The organism is Myroides guanonis (genome assembly GCF_900114085.1).
GTDB classification, from domain to species: domain Bacteria; phylum Bacteroidota; class Bacteroidia; order Flavobacteriales; family Flavobacteriaceae; genus Flavobacterium; species Flavobacterium guanonis.
The window spans coordinates 57,976-83,751 of sequence record NZ_FORU01000012.1 but is presented as its reverse complement, the minus strand read 5'-3'; the positions used below and the strand labels follow the sequence as shown (position 1 = coordinate 83,751).

At 34.9% G+C, this 25,776-nt stretch carries 15 protein-coding genes; 12 read left to right on the top strand and 3 right to left on the bottom strand.

All coding sequences use genetic code 11. The features are described 5' to 3' along the window. Positions 1–96: 96 nt before the first annotated feature. Positions 97–861, bottom strand: coding sequence for an enoyl-CoA hydratase/isomerase family protein (locus BM024_RS10430; protein ID WP_090679966.1), 765 nt, complete (start codon positions 859–861; stop codon positions 97–99). Positions 862–1,530: 669 nt separating this feature from the next. Here BM024_RS10430 and BM024_RS10425 point away from each other — a divergent pair. The 6 genes from BM024_RS10425 to BM024_RS10400 all read left to right on the top strand — a co-directional run bounded on the left by BM024_RS10425 (position 1,531) and on the right by BM024_RS10400 (position 16,794). Then, positions 1,531–9,435, top strand: coding sequence for an Ig-like domain-containing protein (locus BM024_RS10425; RefSeq protein ID WP_090679963.1), 7,905 nt, complete (start codon positions 1,531–1,533; stop codon positions 9,433–9,435). Positions 9,436–9,466: 31 nt separating this feature from the next. Continuing rightward, complete coding sequence (locus BM024_RS10420) at positions 9,467–11,863, top strand: hypothetical protein (RefSeq protein ID WP_090679961.1); 2,397 nt, start codon at positions 9,467–9,469, stop codon at positions 11,861–11,863. A 71-nt stretch (positions 11,864–11,934) separates the two neighbouring features. Next, entirely contained in the window at positions 11,935–12,561 is a 627-nt protein-coding gene (locus BM024_RS10415; protein WP_090680031.1) for a hypothetical protein, read from the top strand. A gap of 60 nt (positions 12,562–12,621) precedes the next feature. Next, positions 12,622–13,875: a T9SS type B sorting domain-containing protein gene (locus tag BM024_RS10410; RefSeq protein WP_090680029.1), complete on the top strand. Its 1,254-nt coding sequence runs from the start codon at positions 12,622–12,624 to the stop codon at positions 13,873–13,875. A gap of 10 nt (positions 13,876–13,885) precedes the next feature. Continuing rightward, positions 13,886–14,818 carry a PorP/SprF family type IX secretion system membrane protein gene (locus BM024_RS10405; protein ID WP_090679959.1) on the top strand — a complete coding sequence of 311 codons (933 nt, stop codon included), beginning with the start codon at positions 13,886–13,888 and terminating at the stop codon, positions 14,816–14,818. Positions 14,819–14,829: 11 nt separating this feature from the next. Beyond that, positions 14,830–16,794: an OmpA family protein gene (locus BM024_RS10400; RefSeq protein WP_090679957.1), complete on the top strand. Its 1,965-nt coding sequence runs from the start codon at positions 14,830–14,832 to the stop codon at positions 16,792–16,794. Between the two features lie 161 nt (positions 16,795–16,955). Here BM024_RS10400 and BM024_RS10395 read toward each other — a convergent pair whose 3' ends face one another. Continuing rightward, positions 16,956–17,576 carry a thymidine kinase gene (locus tag BM024_RS10395; protein WP_090679955.1) on the bottom strand — a complete coding sequence of 207 codons (621 nt, stop codon included), beginning with the start codon at positions 17,574–17,576 and terminating at the stop codon, positions 16,956–16,958. Positions 17,577–17,675: 99 nt separating this feature from the next. Between BM024_RS10395 and BM024_RS10390 the strand changes: the two genes are divergently transcribed. The 5 genes from BM024_RS10390 to BM024_RS10370 all read left to right on the top strand — a co-directional run bounded on the left by BM024_RS10390 (position 17,676) and on the right by BM024_RS10370 (position 22,882). Then, positions 17,676–18,911 (top strand): Na(+)/H(+) antiporter, encoded by a 1,236-nt coding sequence (locus BM024_RS10390; RefSeq protein ID WP_090679953.1) that lies wholly within the window; start codon positions 17,676–17,678, stop codon positions 18,909–18,911. A 3-nt stretch (positions 18,912–18,914) separates the two neighbouring features. Further along, positions 18,915–19,589 carry a 16S rRNA (cytidine(1402)-2'-O)-methyltransferase gene (gene rsmI / locus BM024_RS10385; protein WP_090679949.1) on the top strand — a complete coding sequence of 225 codons (675 nt, stop codon included), beginning with the start codon at positions 18,915–18,917 and terminating at the stop codon, positions 19,587–19,589. A 130-nt stretch (positions 19,590–19,719) separates the two neighbouring features. Beyond that, positions 19,720–20,145 (top strand): OsmC family protein, encoded by a 426-nt coding sequence (locus BM024_RS10380; RefSeq protein WP_090679947.1) that lies wholly within the window; start codon positions 19,720–19,722, stop codon positions 20,143–20,145. A gap of 7 nt (positions 20,146–20,152) precedes the next feature. Then, on the top strand, positions 20,153–21,850 hold the full coding sequence (recJ, locus tag BM024_RS10375; RefSeq protein ID WP_090679945.1) for a single-stranded-DNA-specific exonuclease RecJ: 1,698 nt from the start codon (positions 20,153–20,155) through the stop codon (positions 21,848–21,850). A gap of 42 nt (positions 21,851–21,892) precedes the next feature. Then, positions 21,893–22,882 carry an aspartate-semialdehyde dehydrogenase gene (locus tag BM024_RS10370; RefSeq protein ID WP_090679943.1) on the top strand — a complete coding sequence of 330 codons (990 nt, stop codon included), beginning with the start codon at positions 21,893–21,895 and terminating at the stop codon, positions 22,880–22,882. Between the two features lie 78 nt (positions 22,883–22,960). Here BM024_RS10370 and BM024_RS10365 read toward each other — a convergent pair whose 3' ends face one another. Continuing rightward, positions 22,961–24,991, bottom strand: coding sequence for a tetratricopeptide repeat-containing sensor histidine kinase (locus tag BM024_RS10365; RefSeq protein ID WP_090679941.1), 2,031 nt, complete (start codon positions 24,989–24,991; stop codon positions 22,961–22,963). A 98-nt stretch (positions 24,992–25,089) separates the two neighbouring features. Between BM024_RS10365 and BM024_RS10360 the strand changes: the two genes are divergently transcribed. Further along, on the top strand, positions 25,090–25,746 hold the full coding sequence (locus BM024_RS10360) for a DNA-binding transcriptional response regulator (protein ID WP_090679940.1): 657 nt from the start codon (positions 25,090–25,092) through the stop codon (positions 25,744–25,746). The last annotated feature ends 30 nt before the right edge of the window (positions 25,747–25,776 follow it).

Sequence of the window (25,776 nt, the reverse complement as noted above, 5' to 3'; positions counted from 1 at the left end):
TTGAAGTCTAGAAGTGTAGATGTCAACCCTGTTTTGTAAAATATTTATCTATTATATGTTAGAATTAGTCGTTCTTTCAATATTGGCTATCGAATACTATTTTCCTTTGAATTGTTTTAATGCGGCAACCGTGAAGTCTGATAGTACAAGTTTACCTGAAGTTAGCGCTCTTTCAAAAAGAAGTGTCTCCCAATGGTTAGTGTCTTCCCATAATATCTTTTTGATTTCAAAAATAGCTTCAGGATTGTATTTTTCAAATTGTTCTGCAAAAGCATTTAGTTCTATGTCTAAGGTTTCTATGTCGGCAACTAATTTGGAATAAAGACCATGTTCATGAGCCCATGATGCACTTTTCCACTCTTGCGCTGCTAAGCTCAAAGTTGCGAATGAAGTTTTGCCAATTTTTCGACTAACAGCAGGTTCTATTACAAAAGGACCTATACCGATAGCTAGTTCTGATAGTTTAATAGAAGCATTCTCAGTAGCAAAACAATAATCACATGCAGCAGCTAAACCAACTCCACCGCCAACAGCTTTACCTTGAATACGACCTATGTAGATTTGTGGACTTTTTCGAATCGCATTTATAACATTAGCGAAACCAGAAAAAAACTGTTTGCCTGTTTCAATATTTTGAATATTTAGAAGTTCATCGAAAGAGGCGCCAGCGCAAAATGCACCAATACCTTCACTTTCTAGAATAACAGTTGTGATGTTTTTGTTTTTGCCTAATTCTTCAATAGCCGCCGTTAGGTTATATAATTGTTCACTAGGGAAAGAGTTGCTAGCAGGATGGTGAAAACGAATTCTTGCAATAGAATTTTCATTGCTTGTTTTTACGTATGGTGAGATGGAGTTCATATATTAAAAATCTTTTGTTCAAAAATAGGAAAATCATTTGGCTTTCAGTGAAGGAAAGAAAATTTCACTAAGAATCTAACTGCATTCTAAAAGAAAATAAGACTTTGTTGGATTTAGGTTGGAGGGTAATTTTAGGTTTTAAATAATGGGAATTTTTGCAGATATTATCTTTTAATACAATGTAGAGTTACCCCAAATTGTGGAAGTGTTTGGTTTTTATGTATCAAATTCAATTGAAATTTTGTTGCGATTATGTGAAATAAGGGTGGATAATTGAGATTCCAGTATTTAAATATGTTTTTTTGAGAATTTTTTATTCTAATGGGGGTTTTGTATTAGTGCTATGTGGTTTTTTTTCTCATTTTGGGGTGCTAATAGTTTAGAATCTGTATAAATAATAGGGGTTTTAAAAAAAATGACATTTATCATGTTTTGTTTGGATATGTATATTTAGTTGATAATTTTTTAATTTAAAAAAGATTATGAATTTTTTTATGTTAAAATATTAGCATAACTGCCGTTTGTTAAACTCTCATTAAAGTGTTTAGGGGTGTTGGAAGTTTTGTTGTAAAAAAATTAAGAATTATATTCGTTGTGCAAATTGAGACTACATTAAGGAATTTTACATCCTTTCTGCATTTTGCCTTATAAAAACATAATCAAAGACCTATGAAACAACAAACTACTTTTTTTCAGATGAAATTCGCCCGCATTTTGTCTTGTTTTTTACTGATGCTTTTTTGTAGCAGTACGTTTTATGGGCAAACGGAGGATTATGCAACGGTGTTAAATGGGAATAGTAGCTCTGGAGTTACAAGTCCTGGTAATGCTGTCTCTTCTTCAACGATTGACTTTGCAACTATGGATGTTGCAGGAGGTTTATTAGGAGGGGGGAGTGGTTATCTTCAAGTTGGGTTTGTAGAGAATAGATCTCTTGGAGAGTCTGTGTTTGTTAAAATATCTAAACCAGAGACATCAGGTTTGGATTTGGGTAACTTATTAGGTGGTTTATTAGGACTGGCTGGTAATCAGATTAAAGGTGAGCTTCGTCTCAATTCAGGAGCTGCTATAAGTAATGTGACGACAGAAATGTTTATGGGAAAAGACGGGTTTTATTACCTTAAGGTTACGCCGTCAAATGGGAGTGTATATAATTCTGTAAGGATACATATAGCGCCTGGTATACTTACAACTATTAAATTCAACGTGTATTATGCTTATACCTTATCTGGTGTTACTCCTTGTAGTGCACCCGTATTTACGGATGAAGGTAAGGTAACTGGAATCTCAGTTAATTTGGGTCAGACTGTTAAGAACCCTAGCTTTGCTATTGACGAAAACACATCGAGTTACTCTGAAATCTCCACCGGTACTTTGGCGGTAGCAGCTTCTGCTGCTCAGAATGTCTATTTTCCTGCATTATCTGAGCCTATTTCTATCTTGAAAGTTAGGTTGGGTATAGCTTCGAGTACTTTGAATTTGGATTTATTAGGGGCGTATAAGATTAGGGCATATAATGGAAATTTATTAGTTCAAGAATTTCCGTTGCAAAGTGGATTAATAAATGGATTAGATTTATTGGGTATTTTAGGAAAAGGAGGGGCGAATACAGTTTCTTTTAATGTGACAAATGGGGCTTATAATAGGGTGGAAATTGGACTCTTTACTACTGTAGGCTTAAATTTAGGTGCGGCTACTTTAAGAATTTATGATGTTTCGCGTACAAGTGCTACTTGTCCACCGCCTCTGCCTACTGTAAGTCCGCTTTTTAATCCTATTTGTGCTAGTAATACTGTAGTTTCATCTGAATATGTAGATGATGTTGCAAATGCGGTAGATGCTAATTTTGATAGTTATGCTAGTATTCGTTCTGGTTCAGGGATTCTTTTAGGGTTAGGTAATCAGTCTGGGCATTTAGAAGCAAAATTCGATTCTCCTGTACCAGCTGGTAAAACAACATATGTTAGAATTGATTATGATAAGGATGTTTTAAGTTCTTTATTGGCTGGAAGTATTGGGAATGTTGTGTCTGGATTAGTTAATGGACTTCTATTGGGAAATCACTATTTCGAAATTCAATTAAGAAATGGGTCCACAGAAACTTTAAATACATCAAGTGCTAATTTATTCTCTTCATCAAATGGTCAAGTAAAACTAGTACGAGATAAAGAAGGGAGATATTATATAGCTATTAAGGCAATAAATGCGTTTACAAATATTAGAATTACAGATAAGACAGATGCTGTTGTAGGTGTTTTGGCTCCAGATAAATTCTTAAATATCTATAGTATATGTTTTGATAATGCTTCAGATATATGTAATCAAGCTTTTTCTACTTCATACGATGGTAGCGGTATTACTTTAGGTTTATTAAATTTAGGTAAGACAGGGGTTATAAATCCACAATATGCTATTGATGGTAGTGATACTACATTTTCAGAAATCAATTTAGGTTTATTGAGTGTTGCTGGTTCTATGTCTCAATACATACATTATAATTCACTAAGTGACCCACATGGGGTATTTAAAATAAAATTGGCACTTGCGGCAAGTAAAACTTTAAATGTTGATTTGTTGGGAGCATATGAAGTTCTTGCTTATAATGGTGCTAACGAAGTGTATCGTAAAACTTTAAGTGCAGGCTTGTTGAATGGGACAGATCTTCTTGGGTTATTAGGAGGTAGTGAAACAACAATAACTTTTGCTCCAGGAAAAGCTTTTGATCGCATTGAAATTCGTGTGAATGGATTGTTGAATGTAAGTGCTTTTGAATCTGCGGTTAAAGTGTTTGATGTGAAACGTTTTGGTTCAGTTGGGTCTGCGTGTCCTGATCCAAGCTTCGTGTTGCCATCAGCAACTCAGGATCCTTTTGAAATTCCAGCTTGTAATGCTACTATAGTAGATTCGAAGTATGCGGACTATCCTTGGTTAGCCGCTGATGGGAACAATGAGTCTTATGCTACATTGACTGCAAGTAGTGGTGCTTTGTTAGGTATAGGTGCTTATTCAGGGTTTTTAGAATATGAATTTCCTACAGCCATCCCAGCTAATAAGACAACATATATTCGTGTTGATATGGATGGGAATCTTTTGGGGCGTTTAGTAAGTGGTACTTTAGGTGCTCTTGTTAATAACGTTGGAGGATTGTTATTGGGGAATCATTATTTTACGGTAGAAGCCAAAACATCTCAAACGGGAGGAACTACCGTTTTAAATGGCTCTAGTGCTAGTGGTTTTTCTGGAACTAGTGGTGGGGATCTTCGTATAGTACAAGATAATATTGGTCGTTACTATATTGCTGTGACACCAAATCAAGCTTATAAAAATATTAAAATTACAGAACACTTTCCTTCATTAGTTGGTACAACCCAAGATGGTGCAACGATGAAAATTTTTGAAGCATGTCATGAAATAGGCATTAATAATTGTTTACCTGCTCAATTTACATCTTTTGACCAGACAGGACTTTCATTAGGACTTTTAAATGGAGCAGGAGTGAAAGATGCGGATCATGCTATTAGTATTAATTCTTCGGACTATTCTGAAATTAGTACGGGTACAGTTGCAATTGCTGCTCAAGTTTCTCAACGTATTTATTTCAATAAGCTTTCAACTGTTGGAGATGAATTAAAAGTGCGTCTTCAAATGGATCCGTCTAGCTTGGCTTCTGTTGATTTGTTGGGTAATTATAAAATTGTTACCTATAATGGTAGTGCTGTTGCTGAAACATTTACATTACAGCAGGGATTGATTAATAATCTTAACTTATTAAATTTATTTAAATCGGGAGGTATTCAAACGCTAACGTATGAAACTACGAAGGTATATGATAGAGTAGATGTAGTTGTGGGGTCACTGGTAAATGTGGCTTTGAGTCCAGCATTACGTCTATACGGAGTAAAACGTATTGGAGCAGGGTGTCCTGAAACAACAACACCATCTCCTTTTGAGAGTCCAACATGCGCTACGACTTTGTTAGGAGCTTCGAATGCAGATGATGTTGATAACTTGTTTGATGATGATTTTGATAGTTATGCTACATTGAATTCTGGAGCTGGTTTACTATTAGGTTTAGGAAATAAATTTGAAGGATTTGTTGAATTAGGTTTTGATGCACCTGTTCCTGCTGACAAGACGGCATATGTTAGAATTGATTATGAACCTACTCTTTTGAATGCGTTGCTTGGAGGAAGCTTAGGAGGTGCTCTTGCTGATTTAGTAAATGGTGTTTTATTGGGTAATCATTATTTCTCTGTAGAAGTGAAGAATGGAGCTACTTCTCTATTTACAGCTTCTAGTAATAATGGTTTTTCTGGTAACACAGAAAAAGTTCGTATTGTACAAGATATAGCAGGACGTTATTATATTGCAGTAACTGCTGGAGTTCCTTTCACTTCAATTAAAATTACAGATCATACTGATTCAGTTGCAGGATTATTAGCACAACCAAATACAATGAATGTATATGGTGTTTGTTTTGATTCTCCAATTGATGCTTGTGCACCTGTGTTTGGAACTTCTTATGATGGTTCAGGAATCACTTTAGATGTAGCAGGTATTTCAGGTGTTAAAAATGCTAATCATGCTATTGATACTAATACTACTAATTTTTCTGAAATTAGTTTAGGTACAGTTGCTGTTGCTGGATCTATAAAACAAATTATATTCTTCAATCAATTGGCAGATGCTACTGATGTGGTTAAAGTGAAAATAGCTACTGGAGCAGGAGCTGTGGATTTGGCAGTACTTGGTAATTTTGAAATCAAAGCTTATAAAGGTGCTGTTGAAGTAGCAGAATTAGATTGGAATAATGGATTGATAAATGGGGTTAATGTTTTAAACCTATTAAATACAGGTAGCGCAACTGAAATACCGTTCAAACCAGGGGTTCCATTTGATAGAATTTCAGTAGGTATAAATACTTTGCTTCAAGCAAGTGTAATGCCTAATCTTAAATTGTATAGTGTTACAAAAGATTGTACTATTATTAATCCAGAATTCGTTTCATGGAAATCTGCAGATAAAACTTCTGTAAAAGGCGGTGAAGAATTAAAATATACTATTCATGTTCGTAATACAGGTGCAATCGATATTCAGGATGTGATTGTTAAGGATATGCTACCAGCAAACACGACTTATGTTTCTGGTGGTACTTTTGCCGCTGGAATTGTATCTTTTCCTGCTCTTGATGTTGCAGTAGGAGAAACAAAAACAGTTACTTTTAAAGTGAAAGTGGATAGTAACCTAACGGGAATTACTGAAATTTTAAACTTAGCAACTGTTAATGGAGTCGCTGCATTCCCTCCATTATCTAATAATCCAAATGAACCAGATACGACTGCTCTTCCAGGTACTAAAACTCCTGTAGAACAAATCAAGTCTGTAGTTTCTTGGAAAGCGTATGATGTGAATGGAGATAATACAATTACTGCTGTTTCTGGTGGTGAAGATGTTGCTTATCATATTTATGTTCGTAATACAGGAAATCAAAACCTGACGAATGTAACTATTTCAGATGTTTTACCAGTTGGTTTAAAATGGAAATCAGGAGGTGTTCATGCAGGTGGAACAGTTACTTTTACAATCGCTTCATTAGCGGTTGGAGCTACTTCTCCTTCTCTTAATTTTGTAGCAACTGTAAATAATGATTTAACAGGAGTAACAGAAATTAAAAATATTGCGAAGGTGAAGGCAAGTCCTACATCTCCAGAATCGGAATCGTTCCCACCAGTTGATAATACAAACCCGACAGAACCTAATACAACTATACCAGGTACAGTATTAGATGTAACTCCTATTCATGATGTAGAGATTTCAAAAGTTGGGGTAAGTAATAATACTACTAGTAATGCACAAGCACAGCTAGGAGATGAAATAGTATACACCATTACGGTAAAAAATGTTGGAAACAAGACTTTGAATAATTTAGTAGTTACTGATGTTTTACCAGGAAGTCTTACGATTTCAAGTGTTAACCTTGGCTCATTTACAGGCAACACATTTACTTATACAATACCAACTTTAGCTGTTGGTGGTGATGTGACATTTACTATCACTACTTCGGTTGATGATTTAAATGGAGGTCTTATTACTGAAATTGAAAATACAGCTACCATAAAATATAGAAATGAGGCGAATACAGCTGATAAAACAGAATCAGCAACACATACAATGCTTACTTCTTGTACACCAATCTTAGCGGATAAGATTACTTTGGCACCTACAAGTTTGGAGGTTTGTGCAGGAATTTCATTCAATGTAACTGCTTCTACAAGTCTTATCGGTTTGGTAAATCCGGTATACAAGTGGTACACAAATGCTGCTTTAACAGGTACACCTATTGTTGGAAGTGTATTAACCACAAGTGTTACTCAAACAACTACGTTCTACGTAACCTTAGAAGCAGATGGATATTGCTTCACAACACCTGCTGCATCAGTTAAGATTACAGTATTGCCAGAGGCGGGTATTCCTACTATTTCGGCAACGGGTGGTATAACTTCTACTTGTCAAGGTGAAAGTATAGGTTTAACAGCTACTGCGACGGGAGCAACTTCATACAAATGGTATAAAGATGGCACTGCTATTAGCGGTGCAACAGGAGCAACTTATAATGCAACAGAAAGTGGAGAATATAACGTTACCGCTTTAAATGCTACTGGATGTGAAAGTGATGAGTCTGCGGCAATTGAAATTACAATTCACGATTTACCAACAAAACCTATGGTTACTCCAGATGGGAGTATAGAGATATGTGAAGGAGAGTTCGTTAAGCTTATTACAGCAAGTGTAGGTGATGCGTATCGTTGGTATAAAGATGGAGTGGAAATATCAGAGAATATTCTTCAAGACCCTACAGATCCAAATAGTCCAGTTATTGGCGTTGTTTACGCAGATCAGCAATTTATTGAGGTTTCCAAATCTGGGTCTTATAGTGTAAAAGTATTTAATAACAATGGATGTGAAAGTGTTCTTTCAGATGCTACAACTGTATCGGTCAACCCTACACCAGAATTAACAGTCAATGGAAATCAGTTGATTTATGTAGCAAAAGGAGCAAATATAACTTGGCCTGTTGTTACCACTGATATAGGCACTATTACTTGGTATCACAATGGGGCTGTAGTAACTACTTTACCTGCGACAATAGCTACACCTGGAGTGTATACATATACTGTAGTTGGTTCAAGCGGTAGCTGTTACAGCACGGAAACCGTTATCGTAAATGTATACGATGATGAAGGTTGTCCTCCAGGAACTGTGCGTACATATGCAAATTCGCAGAGTTGGGGTTCAATTATAACTGGAGGTGTAACTAATGAAGCAAATGCAGCAAATGGTAACCCAAAAACATATTCAACAATTACAACAGGATTAGGATTGTTGGGTATTGGAACAACATGGCAGACATTATTCTTCCCTGAAAAAGTTGCAGCTGGTACTCCAGTTACTATTAAATTAGGTAAAGAATATAGTGGTGTAGTGTTAGCAGGAGGATTATCTGTAGTTGGGGTTTACAAGGATGGTTTAGGAACTCCATTTGATATTGGAACATTAAAGCCAGTGCAAGGTGGACTATTAGATTTGTTGGCAGCTGATAATGTTATTGAATTCACGTTTGTACCTTCTGATGTTAGCGGAACTAAAGCTTATGATGGAGTTCGAATTTCGGTTGGAGCATTATTGAGTGTAGCTCAAAGTGCGAAAGTTTATGGAGCATATATTACAAAACCGGGTTCTCCAAGTTGTAATCCTATTGACAGTACTACAAATCCAAATGTGATTGATGTTTTACATGGAGTTGAAGATATAGGAGTTGGTTTAGCGAGTGCTACTGCTTCAGTGGTTGATCCTTGGAATGCAGTTGATAACGATTTGAACTCATATGCATTGATTTCTCGTGGTGTTGCTGTAGCAAACAGAGCTACATTGACAGCGGTATTTAAACAACCAACTACTAAAGGAGATCAATTACAAATAATATTAGAAACACCAGCAAACCCTATATTAAGTTTAGAATTAATTAAAGGATATACCATTCAGCGTTTTATGGGGAATCAACCAGTAGGCCCAGCATTAGATAGTGGAAGTAGTATTTTAGATTTGAAATTGTTGGGATTGCTAGGAGGATTTAATGATAGAGTGAAAATACTTGTTGCTCCATTCGATGAGCCTTACGACAGAGTGAAAATTTCTTACGGTAGTGTTGTTGGAGTTTTAGGTAACGCGACAAAAATCTTTGATATGTCTATATCTCCATCTTTAGATTACGGAGCTGTTAATGGAGACTTGACTCTTTGTACAATTGATTCTCTTGTGTTTAAATCAATGGATGATTGTACAATTTATGAAGTATATACTTCTGAGAGAGGAATGGAGAAATTAGCAACGACGGACGGTTTAACATTTAAATTACCTGTTAATATCTCGGCGGGTGAGCATACATTTTATGTTCAAGCAATTCGTTCTGGATGTCTTATTGGAAGTAGAACACCGATTAAAGTAACATTAGAAAAATGTTCTAAGGATTGCATCATTTCAAACCCGATGTTAACGAATAAGATTAAAAAATAAAATACATAACACTTAATAATTACACATTACTATGAAAAAAATTACATTATCAGTAGCATTCCTTCTATTTGGAGGAGTCTACATCGCAAATGCGCAGGTAGGGATTGGAACTCCTACTCCAGCAGCTTCTTCTATGCTAGACATAAAAGCTGATGATAAAGGGGTATTGATTCCAAGAGTTAAGTTATCTAAAACAACTGAGTTTTCACCGATTGATGGAGCTCAAGTTGAAAGTTTATTAGTTTATAATGATGCAACTCCTGTTAATGATGTTACTCCTGGTTTTTACTATTGGACTCCTATTAATACAAAAGTTACACCAAATGTACCAGCTCATTGGGAGCGTATTGTGAATCAAACACAATTGAATGAAGCGATTAAAAATGTTACAGATTTACAAGGTGATGTAGATAATATTTTGGCTTTATTGAAAGTTGCATTCCCTTCAAATAATTTAGTGAACCCATCTACAAACGGTGATACTCACGGTGGTGGAATGGTTTTTACTCCAGGTAATGGAACGACTACCGATTCAAAAATTGAGTACGTATACTTTGATGGAACGAATTATGTTACTAAAGATATAACTGGAGATATTATTGATATCATCAAAGGCGCTGAGTCTAGAACTACAATTTTAGAATATCCTGCTGATTCTGGAAAGTTCTATTATATTTCAGAACAGACAATTCAAAAAGCAAGTGGTGTTGTACCAACTACTCCATTTAAATCTGGAAGTACTACTGCTTTAGAGGATGGCGTTGTGTTTTTAGATATTCCTGAGTCAGTAATTAAGAATTTCGAAACTATATTGGATGGTAGAACAACTATAGTTAAACCAGGAACAACAAATCAATATTTTACAGTTGAAGAATATATTCAATATCTTTCTTCTACAGTTGAAGGGAATGTAATCTATAAAAACATTGCTGCAGCTGGAGATCCTGCTAATTTTGTTTTTCAATATTGGGATGGTACGAAATATGAGACTATAAAATTGGGAGATATTGTTACGGCTAACGAAACTCAGACTTTTATTAGAGAAGTGGTTTTAGCTAATGGTAATACTCAGTATATCTATTTCTCTGAAAAAACAATTCAAGATTGGTTAAAGGCGAGTGCTACCAATACAGTTGCAAATATTCCAGATAATGCACCAGGAGTTATTGTTATTGATGCGACTTCTGATGTGGTTCAGAATTTTGAAAATATTTTAAAACAAACTACTCAGTATAACGGAGATACTGTTACAATTGAGAAGATTATCAATGAAATCGCGGGTAAAATTGATGGAAATGTAATCTATAAAAATATTGGTACAGTAGGTGCTCCAAATTGGGTTTTTCAATATTGGGATGGGACTACCTATAAAACTATTGATTTAGGAGATATTGTTAAGGCAAATGAAACCAATACAACTCTTGTAAAAGATACGGTAGCTGATCTTACAAAACCAATAGTTTATACCTACGCAAATGAGAATTTCCTTAAAGGGGTTGCAGGTGCTACAGAATCAAAAATTGAGATAACTGCCGATATGGTAACCTCAATAACAAATAATGAGGATGTTCAGAATGCAATTACAAAAATCTTGAATCAAGGTGGTAATGTGTTCTTCACAAGAACTGCTATTGCAGCAGGGAATCCTGCAGGTCAACTTGCAATCCCAGCAAATAGTTTCTATACTGTAGATGCAAATGGAGTTAAAGTATTAATAAACTTAGCTGATTTAGTAGCAGGTTTGGAAACAAAAACTCGTATTACAAGAGCAGAAGATACTACTGCTAAAGAAGTGATTTATTCTTACGCTCATGAGGCTAATAAACCAAATGCAAGTGGTATTTCTACAGTTGGTACACCAGATGTTTTAAATGTTACTGAAGACGTATTATACTCTATTACAAATAATGGAGATGTAATAGATGCAATTACGAATATTTTAAAACAAGGAGGAAATGTGTTTTTTGGAGATCATGACGGTAATAACACTACAGCTGATGTTTTATATACAGTTATTGCTGGAGTTAATACTCCTATTGATATTTCTGGAACTGTTCTGGAGGTTATTACTAACAATGTAGTAAACATTAAAAAGATTCTTGGTGACAAGATTGTTGATAATTCTGTAACAAATACTGGAGATACTTATAATAATGTACCGGTTTATATTTACAAAGGTTCTACTGTTATAGCTGCAAATTCTGCTTTAACTACAGGAGTTACTATTCCAGATTATACTCCAGGTACAGTTATCGGTATTAAGGTAATTAATGCTAAGGGGATTAGTGCTAATGTGACGGATATTGTAATTGCAGGGAACAAAATTAACTTCAATATTGGTACTGGAAATATGTATAATATTTTAGGTGCTGGTACTTATGATGTTGTTGTCGAATTTACTTCTACTACAGTTGTAACTACACCATAACTGAAATTTTAATTTAATATAACTGGTTCGTCTGATTTATGGGCGAACCAGTTTTTAAAACAACAAGAATTATGAAAAAAATTTATTTAGTTGCATTAGGCTTATTCGCCACAGTCAGTTTTGCACAAGTAAAAGTAGGGGGTACTCCTACAGTGAATCCAAATGCGATGTTGGAGATTGAAGCAACAAATAAGGGGGTGTTATTACCTCGTGTCGAATTAGTCACTACAGATGTTGCTACACCACTTGCAGCACATGTGCAGGGTATGACAGTATATAATACAGCCTCAACACCTGCCGCAAATACAGCTGCTGCTAGAAATAGAGTAGAGCCTGGTTTCTATTATAATGATGGAACGAAGTGGAATCAAATGATCACTACGGATAATAAAGCAGTTAAGTTCTTTTATATGCCGTCGATTACTTTCGATACTTCTGTAAGTGCAAATGGAGTTTCAAAGGATCTGTATGCTGCTTATAAAGCTCAGTTTGAGAGTCCTGTTGAAGCTAGTGCAGGAGCTCCTATGAATGGTATTCCTTTCTTTAAATCGCCAACTGATTTATATTATTACATTACAGATTATGACCCTGCGGTGTTTTCAAATATTACAATTAATGCGAATGGGGTGATGACGTATGATGTAACGGCTGCTGCTACTGATTGTTCGTTGATCAACATTGTATTTGTGGTAAAATAAACCGCTGCAATGAGCCTTTAAAGAGGCAAGGATAAAGTGGAACGCTATCAATTAACTATTATGAAAAACGATACAAAAAAGGGATTATTTTATTTTCTATTTCTAACTACCGCTTCAGTTTCAGCTCAGACTGTAAACTATGGAGGTTTGTTTGTGATGCCAAATACGGAGGTGTCTACAATGGCTGATTTAGAGAATAAGGAAAACGCCATGATTTTAAATGATGGGACCTTATATGTATATAAGGATTTTACCAACAACGGTTTGTTCGACTATACTACGAATAAAAAAACGGGTTATACAGTGTTTAGAGGTTTAGATGCTTATAAACAAGAATTGGGTGGAAGCAAACCTTCTAAGTTTTTCGATGTGTTATTTGATAATCCTACTTCTGATTTTGCATTTGATTTGCAGGCAGATATAACCGTAGCAGGTACTGCAAACTTTACTAAAGGGGTTGTTAATATGGATCATCAAGAGGCTTCTATAGCTTTCCTTTCCGAAGCCAAAGCAATCAATGCTTCTAATGGGAGTTTTGTAAGCGGTTTGGTGGAAAAACAAGGAAAAGATGCTTTTGCATTTCCAATTGGTAAAAACGGACTTTATAGACATGCTGCTTTAGGGATTTCTAAAGAATTACAAAATGCTTTCTATGGTGAGTATTTTCTAGAGAATTCTAATGCTTTGCATTCTCATAACAATAGGACAGGGGTTATTGAGTGGATCAATGATGCGGAATATTGGGTGGTTGAGTCTGAAAAAGCAAATGGACATGCTATTCTTTCTTTGAGTTGGAATGAGAATACTACTCCAGCAAAATTGTTAAATGGAGATAGAACAGCTATACACATTGTACGTTGGGATGAAAAACAACAGTTATGGGTAGATGAAGGTGGTTTTCCTGATGAAGGTGATAAAACCATTACTACACCGGTGGCTGTTGAGGGATATGGTATATTCACTTTAGGACTTGTAAAGAAAAGTATATTATTAGAAGGGGATGTGGTAGTGTATAATGCAGTATCTCCAGATGGGGATGGACACAATGATTATTTGATTATTGATAATATTCAACGTTTTCCAGTAAACCGATTAGAAGTTTATAACAGATGGGGTGTAAAAGTATATGAAACTACTAATTATGACTCTAATGGTAACGTGTTTAAAGGATATTCTGAAGGGCGTGGAACTGTGAAAAAAGGTGAGAAATTACCTTCTGGGACTTATTATTATGTGTTGAAATACGATTATTCTGACGATAATGGTTCTAAAACCATTACGAAATCTGGGTATTTACATTTAGAAAACGACTAACGAAATATATATGAAAAAGATTACTATTTGGAAACAACTTTGTTTGGGTTTGATACTGGCTTGTGGAATACAGACAGCTCACTCACAACAAGATCCTCAATATACACAGTATATGTATAATACGAATCTAGTCAACCCAGCATATGCAGGTTCAAGAGACATGATGAGTATCTTTGGATTGTATAGAACGCAATGGGTAGGCTTAGATGGTGCTCCACAAACATCCACAATCGCATTAGATACTCCTTTAGGAGATTCTAAAATGGGTTTAGGTGCTTCATTTACGAACGATCGTTTAGGTGCTATGGATGAGAATACCATTGCTCTTGATCTATCTTATACCATTGATTTAAGTCGTTCTCTTAAGTTAGGATTCGGTGTGAAAGCCAGTGCGAACTTATTGAATGTAGATTATACTAAATTAGATAGATATAATCCAAATGATGTAAAGTTTCAAGAAAATATTAGCAATCAATTTAATCCTAATGTTGGGGCAGGATTGTATCTGTATTCTGATAAGACGTATTTTGGTTTTTCGATTCCAAATTTTTTGGAAACAGATCGTTACGATGATAACGAAGTTGTTTTAATGAAGCAAAAAATGACGTATTACTTTATAGGAGGACATGTTTTTGACTTAAGCCCAAGCTTAAAGTTTAAGCCAGCTTTCTTGGCAAAAGCGGTTGCTGGTGCACCTTTACAACTAGATTTGACAGCTAACTTTATGATTAGTGATAAGTTTGTTATTGGTGGTGCTTATCGTTGGGATGCTGCCTTTAGTGGATTGGTTGGTTTTCAAGTGTCCGACGGTTTGTTTGTTGGGTATAGCTATGATGCAGAAACTACTAAGCTTGCTAATTATAATTCAGGATCGCATGAGGTGTTTTTGCGATTTGAATTGTTGAATAGACATAACCGAATCTCGTCTCCGCGATTCTTCTAAACGTTTTAATTATGAGAAAAATTTTACATAATCTTGTTTTAGGAACTTTAGTTCTTACTAGTTTGTCTTTCTATGGGCAGGAACGAAAAGTAGAGCGTGCGGATAAGAAATTTGATAGACTGGAGTATGTTAATGCAATCCAGTTGTATGAAAATGTTAGTAGAAAGGGATTTCATACAAGTGATATGCTTGAAAAACTTGGAGACTCTTACTATTTTAATGGTAATCTTCCAAAAGCTCATGAATGGTATAAAGTACTTTTCGAATCGTATAATTCAAGTGAAATTCCTACTGAATACTATTATCGTTATGCAGAAAGTCTAAAGTCGGTTGAACAGTATGTGCAAGCGGATGCTGTTATGAAAACCTTTCATCAACGTGTGGAAGAAGATAGAAGAGGTATCTTGTATACGGAGAATCCAGATTACCTTGCGCAAATTGAAGATAATTCGGGTCGTTATAATATTGAATTAGCAACTGTTAATTCTGTGTCTTCTGATTTTGGTAGTACTGTTTTGGATTCGAAATTAATTTTCACTTCTGCTCGTGAGAGAAGAGGAGTGTCTAAAAATATTCATCTTTGGACAGGAGAGTCTTTTACTCGCTTGTACGAGGCAGAAATATTGGAAGAAGGTGGTTTGGGAAAAGTAAAACCTTTTTCTAATAGCTTGAATACAAAATACAATGAATCTACTCCGGTATTTTCTAAAGATGGTCAAACAGTTTATTTTACAAGAAATAACTTCATTGATGGTCATAAGGGAATTAGCGAAAAGGAAACCACATTACTTAAGATCTACCGTGCTACGTTAGAAGATGGTAAGTGGACACAGATTACAGATTTAAATATTAATGGTGATAATTATAGCACTGCTCATCCTGCTTTGTCTCCTGATGGGAAATGGTTGTATTTCGCTTCTGACAGAGAAGGAACTTTGGGACAGTCTGATTTATTTAAAGCGGCTATTCTAACAACGGGTGCATTGAGTAATCCAGTTAATCTAGGCCCTATAATTAATACAGAGGGAAGAGAATCTTTTCCTTTCGTATCAGAAAACAATGAATTGTATTTCTCTTCTGATGGTAGGCCAGGCTTAGGAGGTTTAGACTTATATGTTGCTAAAATCAATGATGATGGTAGCTTTGGAGAAGTTCAGAATTTAGGTGCTCCTGCTAATAGTGAAAGAGATGATTTTGCTTATTATATAAATTCTAAAACTCGATTAGGGTATTTGAGTTCTAATAGGGAATTAGGTGAAGGTAAAGATGATATTTATTCATTCTTAGAGACTAGAGCACTAGATTTAAGATGTAAACAGCTAATTAAAGGAACTGTGTACGATGCAAACAAATCAAGTGAAAAGTTAGCAGGTGTACAGATTGATATATACAATGATGCTCATGAATTGATAGAGAAATTAACTACTAATGGTATGGGGGATTATCAATTTGCGAGTGATAAATTAGGATGTGGAAAACGCATTTATGTGAAAGCTAGTAAAGAAGGTTATTTGGATGTGGAGCGTCATGTTGATTTACCTAATTCATCTTCTGAGCAACGTGTTGATTTTTCATTGAATAAGAAAATTGTTGAGGTTAAAAAAGGAGATGACTTATTTAAAGTGTTGAAATTAAATCCAATTTATTTTGATTATGATAAATCAGAAATCCGTCCAGATGCAGCTCTTGAACTTGCTAAAGTAGCAGAGGTGATGGAGATGTATCCAAATATGATTATTGATGTGCGTTCTCATACAGATAGTAGAGGTAAGGACAGCTATAATATGAGTCTTTCTGATAAACGAGCTAAATCTACTGTACAATGGATAATAGATCATGGTGTTAAGTCTACACGTATTTCTGGTAAAGGATATGGAGAAAGCCAGTTAATTAATAGATGTAGTAATGGAGTTAAATGTTCGGAGGAAGAACATCAAGAAAATAGACGAAGTGAGTTTATTGTAATTGAATTATAGTATAATACTCTTTATTTTAATAATTAGGGACGCTCATCGGGCGTCCCTTTTTTTATTTATTATAGTGTTTTGCATATAGTAAAAAAGTGCTTTCAACTATATTATAATGGAGAGCTTCCCCTAAAAAAAGAGTAAGATGTTTTTATATCTTACTCTTTTGGTTATTTCGATTTGTTTTCTTCTATTTTAATATCTTCTTCTTTCTGTTTCTTCATAGCATTGAAAAATGCAGCTCGACTAAGGGGTTCATATTCTTCGGTCTCTCCTAGCATAACTAAATTTTCGTTCGATGCTTTTCTGTAGCTGTAGTTTGCCAAATTACCGGTTCTTGTGCATACAGCGTGAACTTTGGTGACATATTCAGCAGTTGCCATTAAAGCTGGCATTGGTCCAAAGGGATTGCCTTTAAAATCCATATCTAATCCAGCTACTATTACACGAACGCCTGAATTAGCCAGGTCATTACAAACACGTACAATTTCATCGTCAAAAAATTGTGCTTCATCTATTCCAACTACATCACAGCCATCTGCCAATATGCGAATATTTGCAGCTGCAGGTACGGGGGTAGATCGAATTTCATTTGAATCATGAGACACTACATATTCTTCGGCATAACGTGTATCTATGGTAGGTTTGAATATCTCAACTTTTTGCTTAGCAAATTGCGCGCGTTTAAGTCTTCGAATCAATTCTTCCGTTTTTCCAGAGAACATGGACCCGCATATTACCTCTATCCAACCGAATTGTTCTTTGGGGTTTACTGTATTTTCGAGAAACATTTTGTAATTTTCAGGCTGTAACCAGCAGTTTTTTGTGTTACTTTGTAGTAGCAAATGTACCAAAAAAAGAGTGGGTTTCACTAATCTAAAATAAAAGTTATGAAGAAAGTGTTGGAGGGAGCGCTGTTAAGTATAGCGCATCGTATTCTACAAATGAAAGATAAAGAGGATGTTAATACCCTTTATAAGGAGGCTAAAGATGTTTATGAAAAGCTCGCTGTATTGAAATTCTATAATGATAATAAAGCATCTTTAGAGGGATTAGTCTCTGAGGAGACTTTAGAGAAGCAATTAGCTATAGTTACCGCCAATGAGTTACAAGATGGTTTGGATGACACAAAAGGAATCATTGTAACTGAAAGAGAACAAATGCCTGTTGATTTAATTCAGGAAGAAAATGACACGAAAGGTATACTAATTGACAATGCAGAGGAGGTATTAGAAGATACTCAAGGTGTTATAATTGAGTCTAATGAAGGTGCTATTTTGGAGGAAACAAGAGGAGTTTTGGTTGCCGATGAAAATTTAATCAATGCTGAAAGCAGGATGAAGAATTCTGATGCTGTTAAGATAGACACTGTCATTGAAGATATGAAGTTTGATAAGCAACGTTTAGCTTATGAAAATCAATTTATTGAAACAGCTTTTGTGGATAGTATTGAGGAAGATGAGACAGACGAATTACTTCATAATTATTTAGATCAGCATGATGCTATGTTAAAGCAGAAAGAGACAAATGCTGGGTCTTTTTCTATCGAAGAAGAACTGGTGATTCATAAGGAAGAAGATGCTTTAGAAGAAGACGTAGAGAAATCTGATATAGAAGTTTCTGCAGATGAAGAAATTCAAGAGGCTATGATTAATCCTGAATCTGCTGGATTAGATAAAAGCCAGATAAGATTCGAAGATTCCTTCTTAGGGTTTGATTTTGGTGATGTTGATTTTGTTCGAGTGGATGATTCGACTAAAGAAATCTCAAGTTTAGACGACACCTCTTTCGTTTCGATGATTGAAAAGGAAAACGTGATTCCTACTCAAAGTTTATTTGAGTTTGAACCTACATCTACTGTCTCTAAGCCTAAAAAATCTTTGAACGATATTTATAATAGTACTATCTCCGTAGGATTAAACGATAGAATTGGATTTGAAAAACATTTGTTCAATGGTAGTTCTGAGGATTTAAATAGAGTTCTATCTCAGTTAAATACTGTAAATTCATTTGAGGAAGCGGTTGGTTTTATTGAAGATTTAGTAAAGCCTGATTATAATAACTGGGAAGGTAAGGAAGCTTATGCTACTCGTTTTATGGAATTGGTAGAAAAGAGATTCGTATAGTTGATGAAAGGAAAACTTTATATAGTTCCAACACCTATTGGAAATTTGAACGACATGACCTTTCGTGCTATCACGGTTCTAAAGGAAGCGGATTGTATTTTAGCAGAAGATACGCGTACAAGTGGTAAGCTACTAAAGCATTTTGAGATTGGGACTCCGATGCATAGTCATCATATGCACAATGAACACAGGACTGTTGAGGGACTGTTGAAAAGATTAGAATCAGGAGAAACCATAGCATTGATATCCGATGCGGGGACTCCTGCTATATCCGACCCTGGGTTCTTGTTGTCTAGGGCTTGTGTTGAACATGGTATTGATATTGAGTGTTTACCAGGAGCTACTGCTTTTGTTCCTGCTTTAGTAAATAGTGGCTTGCCTAATGATCGTTTTGTATTTGAGGGCTTTTTACCTGAAAAGAAAGGTAGACAAACTCGTTATTTGTTCTTAGCAGAAGAAACACGTACCTTTATAGTATACGTTTCTCCTCATAAATTAATAAAGACATTGACTGAGTTTAAGGAGTATTTTGGAGAGGATAGACAGATTTCAGTTTCTAGAGAAATATCTAAGTTACACGAAGAAACTGTTAGAGGAACTGTGGTTGAGGTATTGACTCACTTTGAAGCTAAACCCGCCAAGGGCGAAATTGTTGTTGTGGTAGCAGGGAAAAAATAAAATATTTCTCATAGTTATTTATTTCACAATCATTTATAATAAATATTACAATAGTAAAAAGTCAATGTTCTATGAAGAGTTCTTCAGATCATTGACTTTTATCATTAATAATCATATAAATTTCTATAAGATGTCACATAAAGTAAGCACAACTTGGAAGGAAAATATGCATTTCGAATCTACAAATCCTGGAGGAGTTTTAGATATTGATGCAGGTATAGAGAACGGTGGGGAAGGAAAAGGGTATCGCCCAAAAGCCTTAATGTTATCTGCTTTGGCAGGGTGTTCTGGTTTAGACGTCGCTTCTTTAATTAAAAAAATGAGATTAGACGTTGTGGATTTTAAGATTGAAACAGAAGGCTTTTTAACAGATGAAGATCCTGCCATTTACCATAGTGTTCAGGTGGATTATCATTTTTATGGCGGTAATTTAGATGAAGATAAATTGACTAAAGCGGTGAATCTTTCTATTGAAAAATATTGTGGAGTAATGAAAATGTTTGAGGCTTTTGCAAAGGTTCAAACAGCTATTCATTTTCACAAAGAGGGATATTAGTTAGCTTATGCGTTGGATTTTAAAACAGGAGCCTTTAGATTCGGAAATAGCACATTTATCAGAAGTATTAAAGGTTGAACCTCTTTTAGCTAAACTACTTCTTTTAAGAGGAATTCAGAATTATGAAGAAGCGAGAGCATTTTTCCGCCCATCTTTAGATGATTTACATGATCCTTTTCTAATGAAAGATATGCTAAAGGCTGTGGATAGGATTGAACTTGCTATTCAGAATGAAGAGCGTATTTTAGTCTTTGGAGATTATGATGTTGACGGGACTACTGCTGTAGCCTTAATGGCTTCTTACTTGAGAACAATAACTCCTTATGTGGATACTTATATACCTGATCGGTATAAAGAGGGATATGGGGTTTCATCTGCCGGTATTGATTATGCATCAGACAATGAGATGAGTTTAATTATTGCTTTGGATTGTGGTATTAAGTCTGTTGGTCTAGTTGATTATGCAAAGACAAAAGGAATTGATTTTATAATATGTGATCATCATTTACCTGGAAGTAAGATTCCTAATGCAGTTGCAGTCTTAGATCCAAAACAAGATGATTGTAATTATCCATATAATGAGTTGTGTGGTTGTGGTGTTGGTTTTAAATTGATTCAAGCATTGTCATCAAAAAGAGGATTTACTGTAGAAGATTTAGTACCTTATCTTGACTTGGTAGCCACTGCTATTGGAGCAGATATTGTTCCAATTACTGGGGAAAATAGAGTGTTGGCTTATTTTGGATTGAAAGTGATAAATGAGAATCCAAGACCTGGAATAAAGGCTTTGATGAGTTTATATAAACAATCTCATTTTAGTATAACGGATATTGTATTTAAAGTTGCTCCAAAGATTAATGCGGCTGGACGTATTGAACATGGTAAGTTTGCAGTAGCTTTATTGACTGATTTCACCCTTGAAGAAGCTTTGCTTACGGCCGAGCAAATTGTGAGTTTCAATGAAGAGCGTCGTGAGCTTGATCAAGATATTACAGAAGAGGCATTGCGCCAAATTATAGACCATCAAGAAATTAATAAAAAGTCAACTGTTGTTTTTAACCCAAGTTGGCACAAAGGGGTAATTGGTATTGTCGCTTCGCGTTTGATTGAGACATATTATCGTCCTACACTTGTTTTTACGAGAAGTGGAGACGTTCTTGCAGCTTCTGCTCGTTCTGTAAAGAACTTTGATGTATATGAGGCAATAGAGGCTTGTTCTGAATATTTAATACAGTTCGGAGGACATATGTATGCGGCTGGTTTAACTATTAGAGAAGATCAATTTGATGCTTTTAAAGAAAAGTTTGAAATGGTAGTTTCAAGTACCATAACTGAAGAACAGTTAATTCCTGAATTGGAAATTGATGCAGTGGTGGATTTTTCTCAATTTACAGAAAGATTTTCGAGAATTCTAAAACAGTTTGAACCTTTTGGACCCGAGAACTTAGCTCCAGTTTTTCTCACTAAAGCAGTCTATGACACAGGTTATATTCAAACTTTAGGTAAGGATAATGAACATGTAAAGATGTTTGTAAAACAGGATGCAACAGATGTAGGATATCCTGCTATTGGCTTTGGTTTCGGTGCTTGGAAGGACAAGTTGGATAAGAGACAATTATTTGACGTGGTTTACAGTTTAGAAGAGAATAAGTGGAAAGAAACGAGTAAGTTACAACTTCAAATAAAAGATATGCAACTATCGTAAAATTAGGTACATTTGTGCAAAATTTATTAATATTACCAAAAAATGAAAATAGCAATTGTAGGCGCTACCGGAATGGTAGGTGAAATCATGCTAAAAGTTTTAGCTGAGAGAAATTTTCCAATAACAGAATTAATCCCTGTGGCTTCAGAGAAGTCTGTAGGAAAAACTATTTCGTATAAGGGAGTAGATTATACGATTAAATCTATGGAAGAGGCTGTCAAGATGCGCCCGCAAATAGCACTGTTTTCTGCAGGCGGGACAATTTCGTTAGAATGGGCACCAAAGTTTGCCGCTGTTGGAACAACTGTGATAGATAATTCTTCTGCTTGGAGAATGAATCCGGAAATTAAATTGATTGTTCCAGAGATCAATGCATCTTCGTTGACAGCTGATGATAAGATTATTGCAAATCCAAATTGCTCTACGACTCAATTGGTAATGGCTTTAGCTCCGTTGCACAAACAGTATTCTATTAGAAGAGTAATCGTTTCTACATATCAGTCTATTACAGGGACTGGTGTTAAGGCTGTTCGTCAGTTAGAGAATGAATACAAGAACGAAAGTGGTGAGATGGTATATGCATATCCAATTCATAGAAATGCAATTCCTCATTGTGATGTTTTTGAAGACAATGGGTATACTAAAGAGGAGATGAAGTTGGTGAATGAGACTAAGAAAATATTAAATGATCAAAACATAGCATTAACGGCTACAGCAGTTCGTATTCCCGTAGTCGGAGGACATAGTGAAGCGGTTAATATTGAATTTGAAAATGATTTCGACCTTGCTGAATTAAGAAGAATATTACACGATACAGCTGGCGTGGTTGTTCAAGATAACACCGATACAAATACATATCCAATGCCGTTATATGCAGAAGGGAAGAATGATGTATTTGTTGGAAGAATTCGCCGTGACGAAAGTTTGAAAAATACGATTAATATGTGGATTGTTGCTGACAATCTTAGAAAGGGAGCTGCAACAAATACGATTCAAATTGCTGAATATTTGATTGAGAATAAATTGGTTTAATTTTGAATAAGTATATTTTTGAAATTATATATTGAATAAAAAAGGGAGGACTAGTCCTCCCTTTTTTATTCAATAATTTTAAGATTCTCTGTTGTGAAAATCTTTTAGAATTAGTGTAATTTGAGTACCGCTTCCTATCTTAGAGGTTATTGTTAGATTAGCGCTGATACTTTTTGCTCGTTCCTGAATATTTGAAAATCCAATTCCTTTAGACTTAGTGTTTTGGTCAAACCCAATCCCATTGTCTATTATTTTTATAACTAGGTCATTTTCCTTTTTTAAGAACCATACAGTACATTGACTTGCTTTAGAATACTTGTTTACATTTTGAAGTAATTCTTGAAGTATTCGAAAGATTTGTAACCTTTCATTTAAACTGAAAAGGGACCAATTTACAGCTTGATCAAGGGATAATGTGAATTTGGTATCGAAGGAGTTTTTTTGTTTGTTAATTAAATCTTCAACCATGCTTTTGAAGGTAGCATTTTTAAATTCACCTTTTTCGGTTAATCGGTGAGATACATTTCTAATATCTATTTCCGCCTTTTGAAGTTCGTCTATTAATAAGTTCTTGTAGTCATGCATTGGAGATTCTAATTGCATAAGGTTAAATCGGGTTGTAAATATTCGATTCACTACCCCGTCGTGTAATTCTAAGGCAATTCTTTGACGTTCTTCATTTTTTGCTCGCTCCGATAGCTCTTGTTGGTGGAGAATCATTTGGTAAATTTTCTCATCTGCTTGCTGTTGGGCATTTTGATGTTGTAGTCTTCTATTTCGATATTTCATTCGTAGAAGTCCAACGATACCAAGCAGTAATAAAGTAGCTAAACTCGCAATGCCTATTGTATTACGGTTGCGTATCTGCAATAGCTTTACTTGATTCTCTATTTGTTCTGTTTCATAAGCGATTCTAGCGAATTTATGTTGAGTTTGGCGTTCTTTACTCCTTATTTTGTCTGAAACAGTCACATATTCTTGATTGTATTTTAATTGTTTTGTTCTGTCTAGACGAATCAAATACTGTAGAGCTTCTCGTTGATCTAATAAGTTTTTAATGCGTTTAGCGTTGTTGTAAGCTTTATAAGCATAATTTAATGCGGTTGCTGTGTCTTTTTCAATTGCATAGTATTCAGAAATCCTCAAGTAACTCATGTTTAATTCATGAGGTTGAGAGAGTGAATCACGGATGTTTTGTGCTTTTGTCAAGTCTTCTAATACATTGTCTGTATTACCCAATTCCATTTTTGTGGTTGCTCTGTTGTTTAGAAGAGCTGCATATAGCAAAGGATTAACCTGTTCTATGTTTTCTAAATTGAAGGCTTTTTCATATTCTATAGTAGCTTCCTTGTAAGATTCTTTTAGTTCATATACGCCTGCAATATTATTGTATAGTGCTGCGTATGCCTCTGTTATCTCTTTAGGAGTGAAAAGATGATTTTGCTCTATATATCTAAGAGATTCTAATGTTTTATCATAATAATGTAAGGAGGTCTCAAATTCTTTTAACTCACAAAGTATTAGGCCTAGTAAATGGAAACATTCATAATTAAATTCGATGGTGTTCGCTGCCTGGAAATATTCCAGTGCTCTTATGGCTTCCGATTCGCTTTCTGTGTAAATTCCAAAATCGTATAATATTGAGGCTTTGCTTATTGCCATCTTACCTATTTTTAATTTATCTCCTAAAAGCTGATATTGTTTTTCTGCTCTATCAAAATAAGAATATGCACTATCAAATTTAGACAAACTCTCATAGTGAATTCCAAATTCATTATATAGTTTCCCAAGCTTCAGAGTATCTTTTTCTTCAGTAAGAAATGTTTTTAATCGATGGAGAATTTTGACGTAGTGTTCATCATCTCCATATTCATCTAGAAAACTCGCTAGTTCTATCAAATAAGCCCTTGACTCTTGATTGTTTTTTAAATCCAAGCTGTTTTCAAATAATTGAGATAATACAGAATCTTGTTCTTCTATTGTTAAACTATCGATTTGGATTTCATTTAAAGAATTAATCTTTAAATGTGAATTTTTTAGATCTTTCTTACAACTGTTTAAGAAGAGTAAGGTTAGGATGGTTAATATTGAATATCTTAAGAAAATCATGGTAATATGAGGTTAAACGCTACTAGTTAGTTAAAATAAATATAGCTTTATTTAATCTTAGAAATAAAGATTAACTTGCCTGCAAGTTATATATTTTTATGAATATACTAGTAGTTGACGATCATCCATTAACTGTTGAGGGATATATCTTTTCCTTGACTCAGCATCTTAAAAAGGAAGGAACGCTGTTGTTTCATCGTGCGAACGACTGTGAGTCTGCCTTTTTACAGATAAGAAATGCATTAGAATCTAATAAACCATTTGATCTCGCTATTGTTGATTATGGATTGCCAGAGTATGAGGCTAGAGATTGGAAGAATGGGGGACACATAATTAGTTATATCAAAGAGATGATGCCAGATTGTAAGACTATGATTTTGACTGCTCATACGGAAGTATTGTTGGTGTATAATATTATAAAAAATGTTCGACCGCACGGTTTGGCTATCAAGAATGATGTTACTCCATCAAATCTCCCTGATATGATTTGTGAAATTTTAGATGGGAATTATTTTTTAAGTCCATTGGTCAAACAGTGTCATGGAGAGGTGTTGAAGAAAGAGTTGATGTTTGACGATAATAACCGACTTATTTTGTTGTATTTATCCAAAGGGTATAGAATGTCTGATTTGGAAGAACATATTCCATTAGCTGCAATAACTATCCGAAAGCGTATAGCTAAAATGAAAGCTACTTTTGGTGTATCGGATGCTTCTGCATTAATTCAAGAGGCTTTTAAACAGGGCTTTGTTTAAAGTTTGTTATCGAAATAAAAAGTGTCTTTA

Bases quoted from the DNA above. Each gene is read 5' to 3' on its own strand.
- BM024_RS10380 (WP_090679947.1), top strand. From the start codon at position 19,720: ATGTCACATAAAGTAAGCACAACTTGGAAGGAAAATATGCATTTCGAA.
- BM024_RS10395 (WP_090679955.1), bottom strand. From the start codon at position 17,576: ATGTTTCTCGAAAATACAGTAAACCCCAAAGAACAATTCGGTTGGATA.
- BM024_RS10420 (WP_090679961.1), top strand. From the start codon at position 9,467: ATGAAAAAAATTACATTATCAGTAGCATTCCTTCTATTTGGAGGAGTC.
- BM024_RS10410 (WP_090680029.1), top strand. From the start codon at position 12,622: ATGAAAAACGATACAAAAAAGGGATTATTTTATTTTCTATTTCTAACT.
- BM024_RS10365 (WP_090679941.1), bottom strand. From the start codon at position 24,991: ATGATTTTCTTAAGATATTCAATATTAACCATCCTAACCTTACTCTTC.
- BM024_RS10370 (WP_090679943.1), top strand. From the start codon at position 21,893: ATGAAAATAGCAATTGTAGGCGCTACCGGAATGGTAGGTGAAATCATG.
- BM024_RS10390 (WP_090679953.1), top strand. From the start codon at position 17,676: ATGAAGAAAGTGTTGGAGGGAGCGCTGTTAAGTATAGCGCATCGTATT.
- BM024_RS10400 (WP_090679957.1), top strand. From the start codon at position 14,830: ATGAGAAAAATTTTACATAATCTTGTTTTAGGAACTTTAGTTCTTACT.
- BM024_RS10415 (WP_090680031.1), top strand. From the start codon at position 11,935: ATGAAAAAAATTTATTTAGTTGCATTAGGCTTATTCGCCACAGTCAGT.
- BM024_RS10430 (WP_090679966.1), bottom strand. From the start codon at position 861: ATGAACTCCATCTCACCATACGTAAAAACAAGCAATGAAAATTCTATT.
- rsmI (WP_090679949.1), top strand. From the start codon at position 18,915: ATGAAAGGAAAACTTTATATAGTTCCAACACCTATTGGAAATTTGAAC.
- BM024_RS10405 (WP_090679959.1), top strand. From the start codon at position 13,886: ATGAAAAAGATTACTATTTGGAAACAACTTTGTTTGGGTTTGATACTG.
- recJ (WP_090679945.1), top strand. From the start codon at position 20,153: ATGCGTTGGATTTTAAAACAGGAGCCTTTAGATTCGGAAATAGCACAT.
- BM024_RS10425 (WP_090679963.1), top strand. From the start codon at position 1,531: ATGAAACAACAAACTACTTTTTTTCAGATGAAATTCGCCCGCATTTTG.
- BM024_RS10360 (WP_090679940.1), top strand. From the start codon at position 25,090: ATGAATATACTAGTAGTTGACGATCATCCATTAACTGTTGAGGGATAT.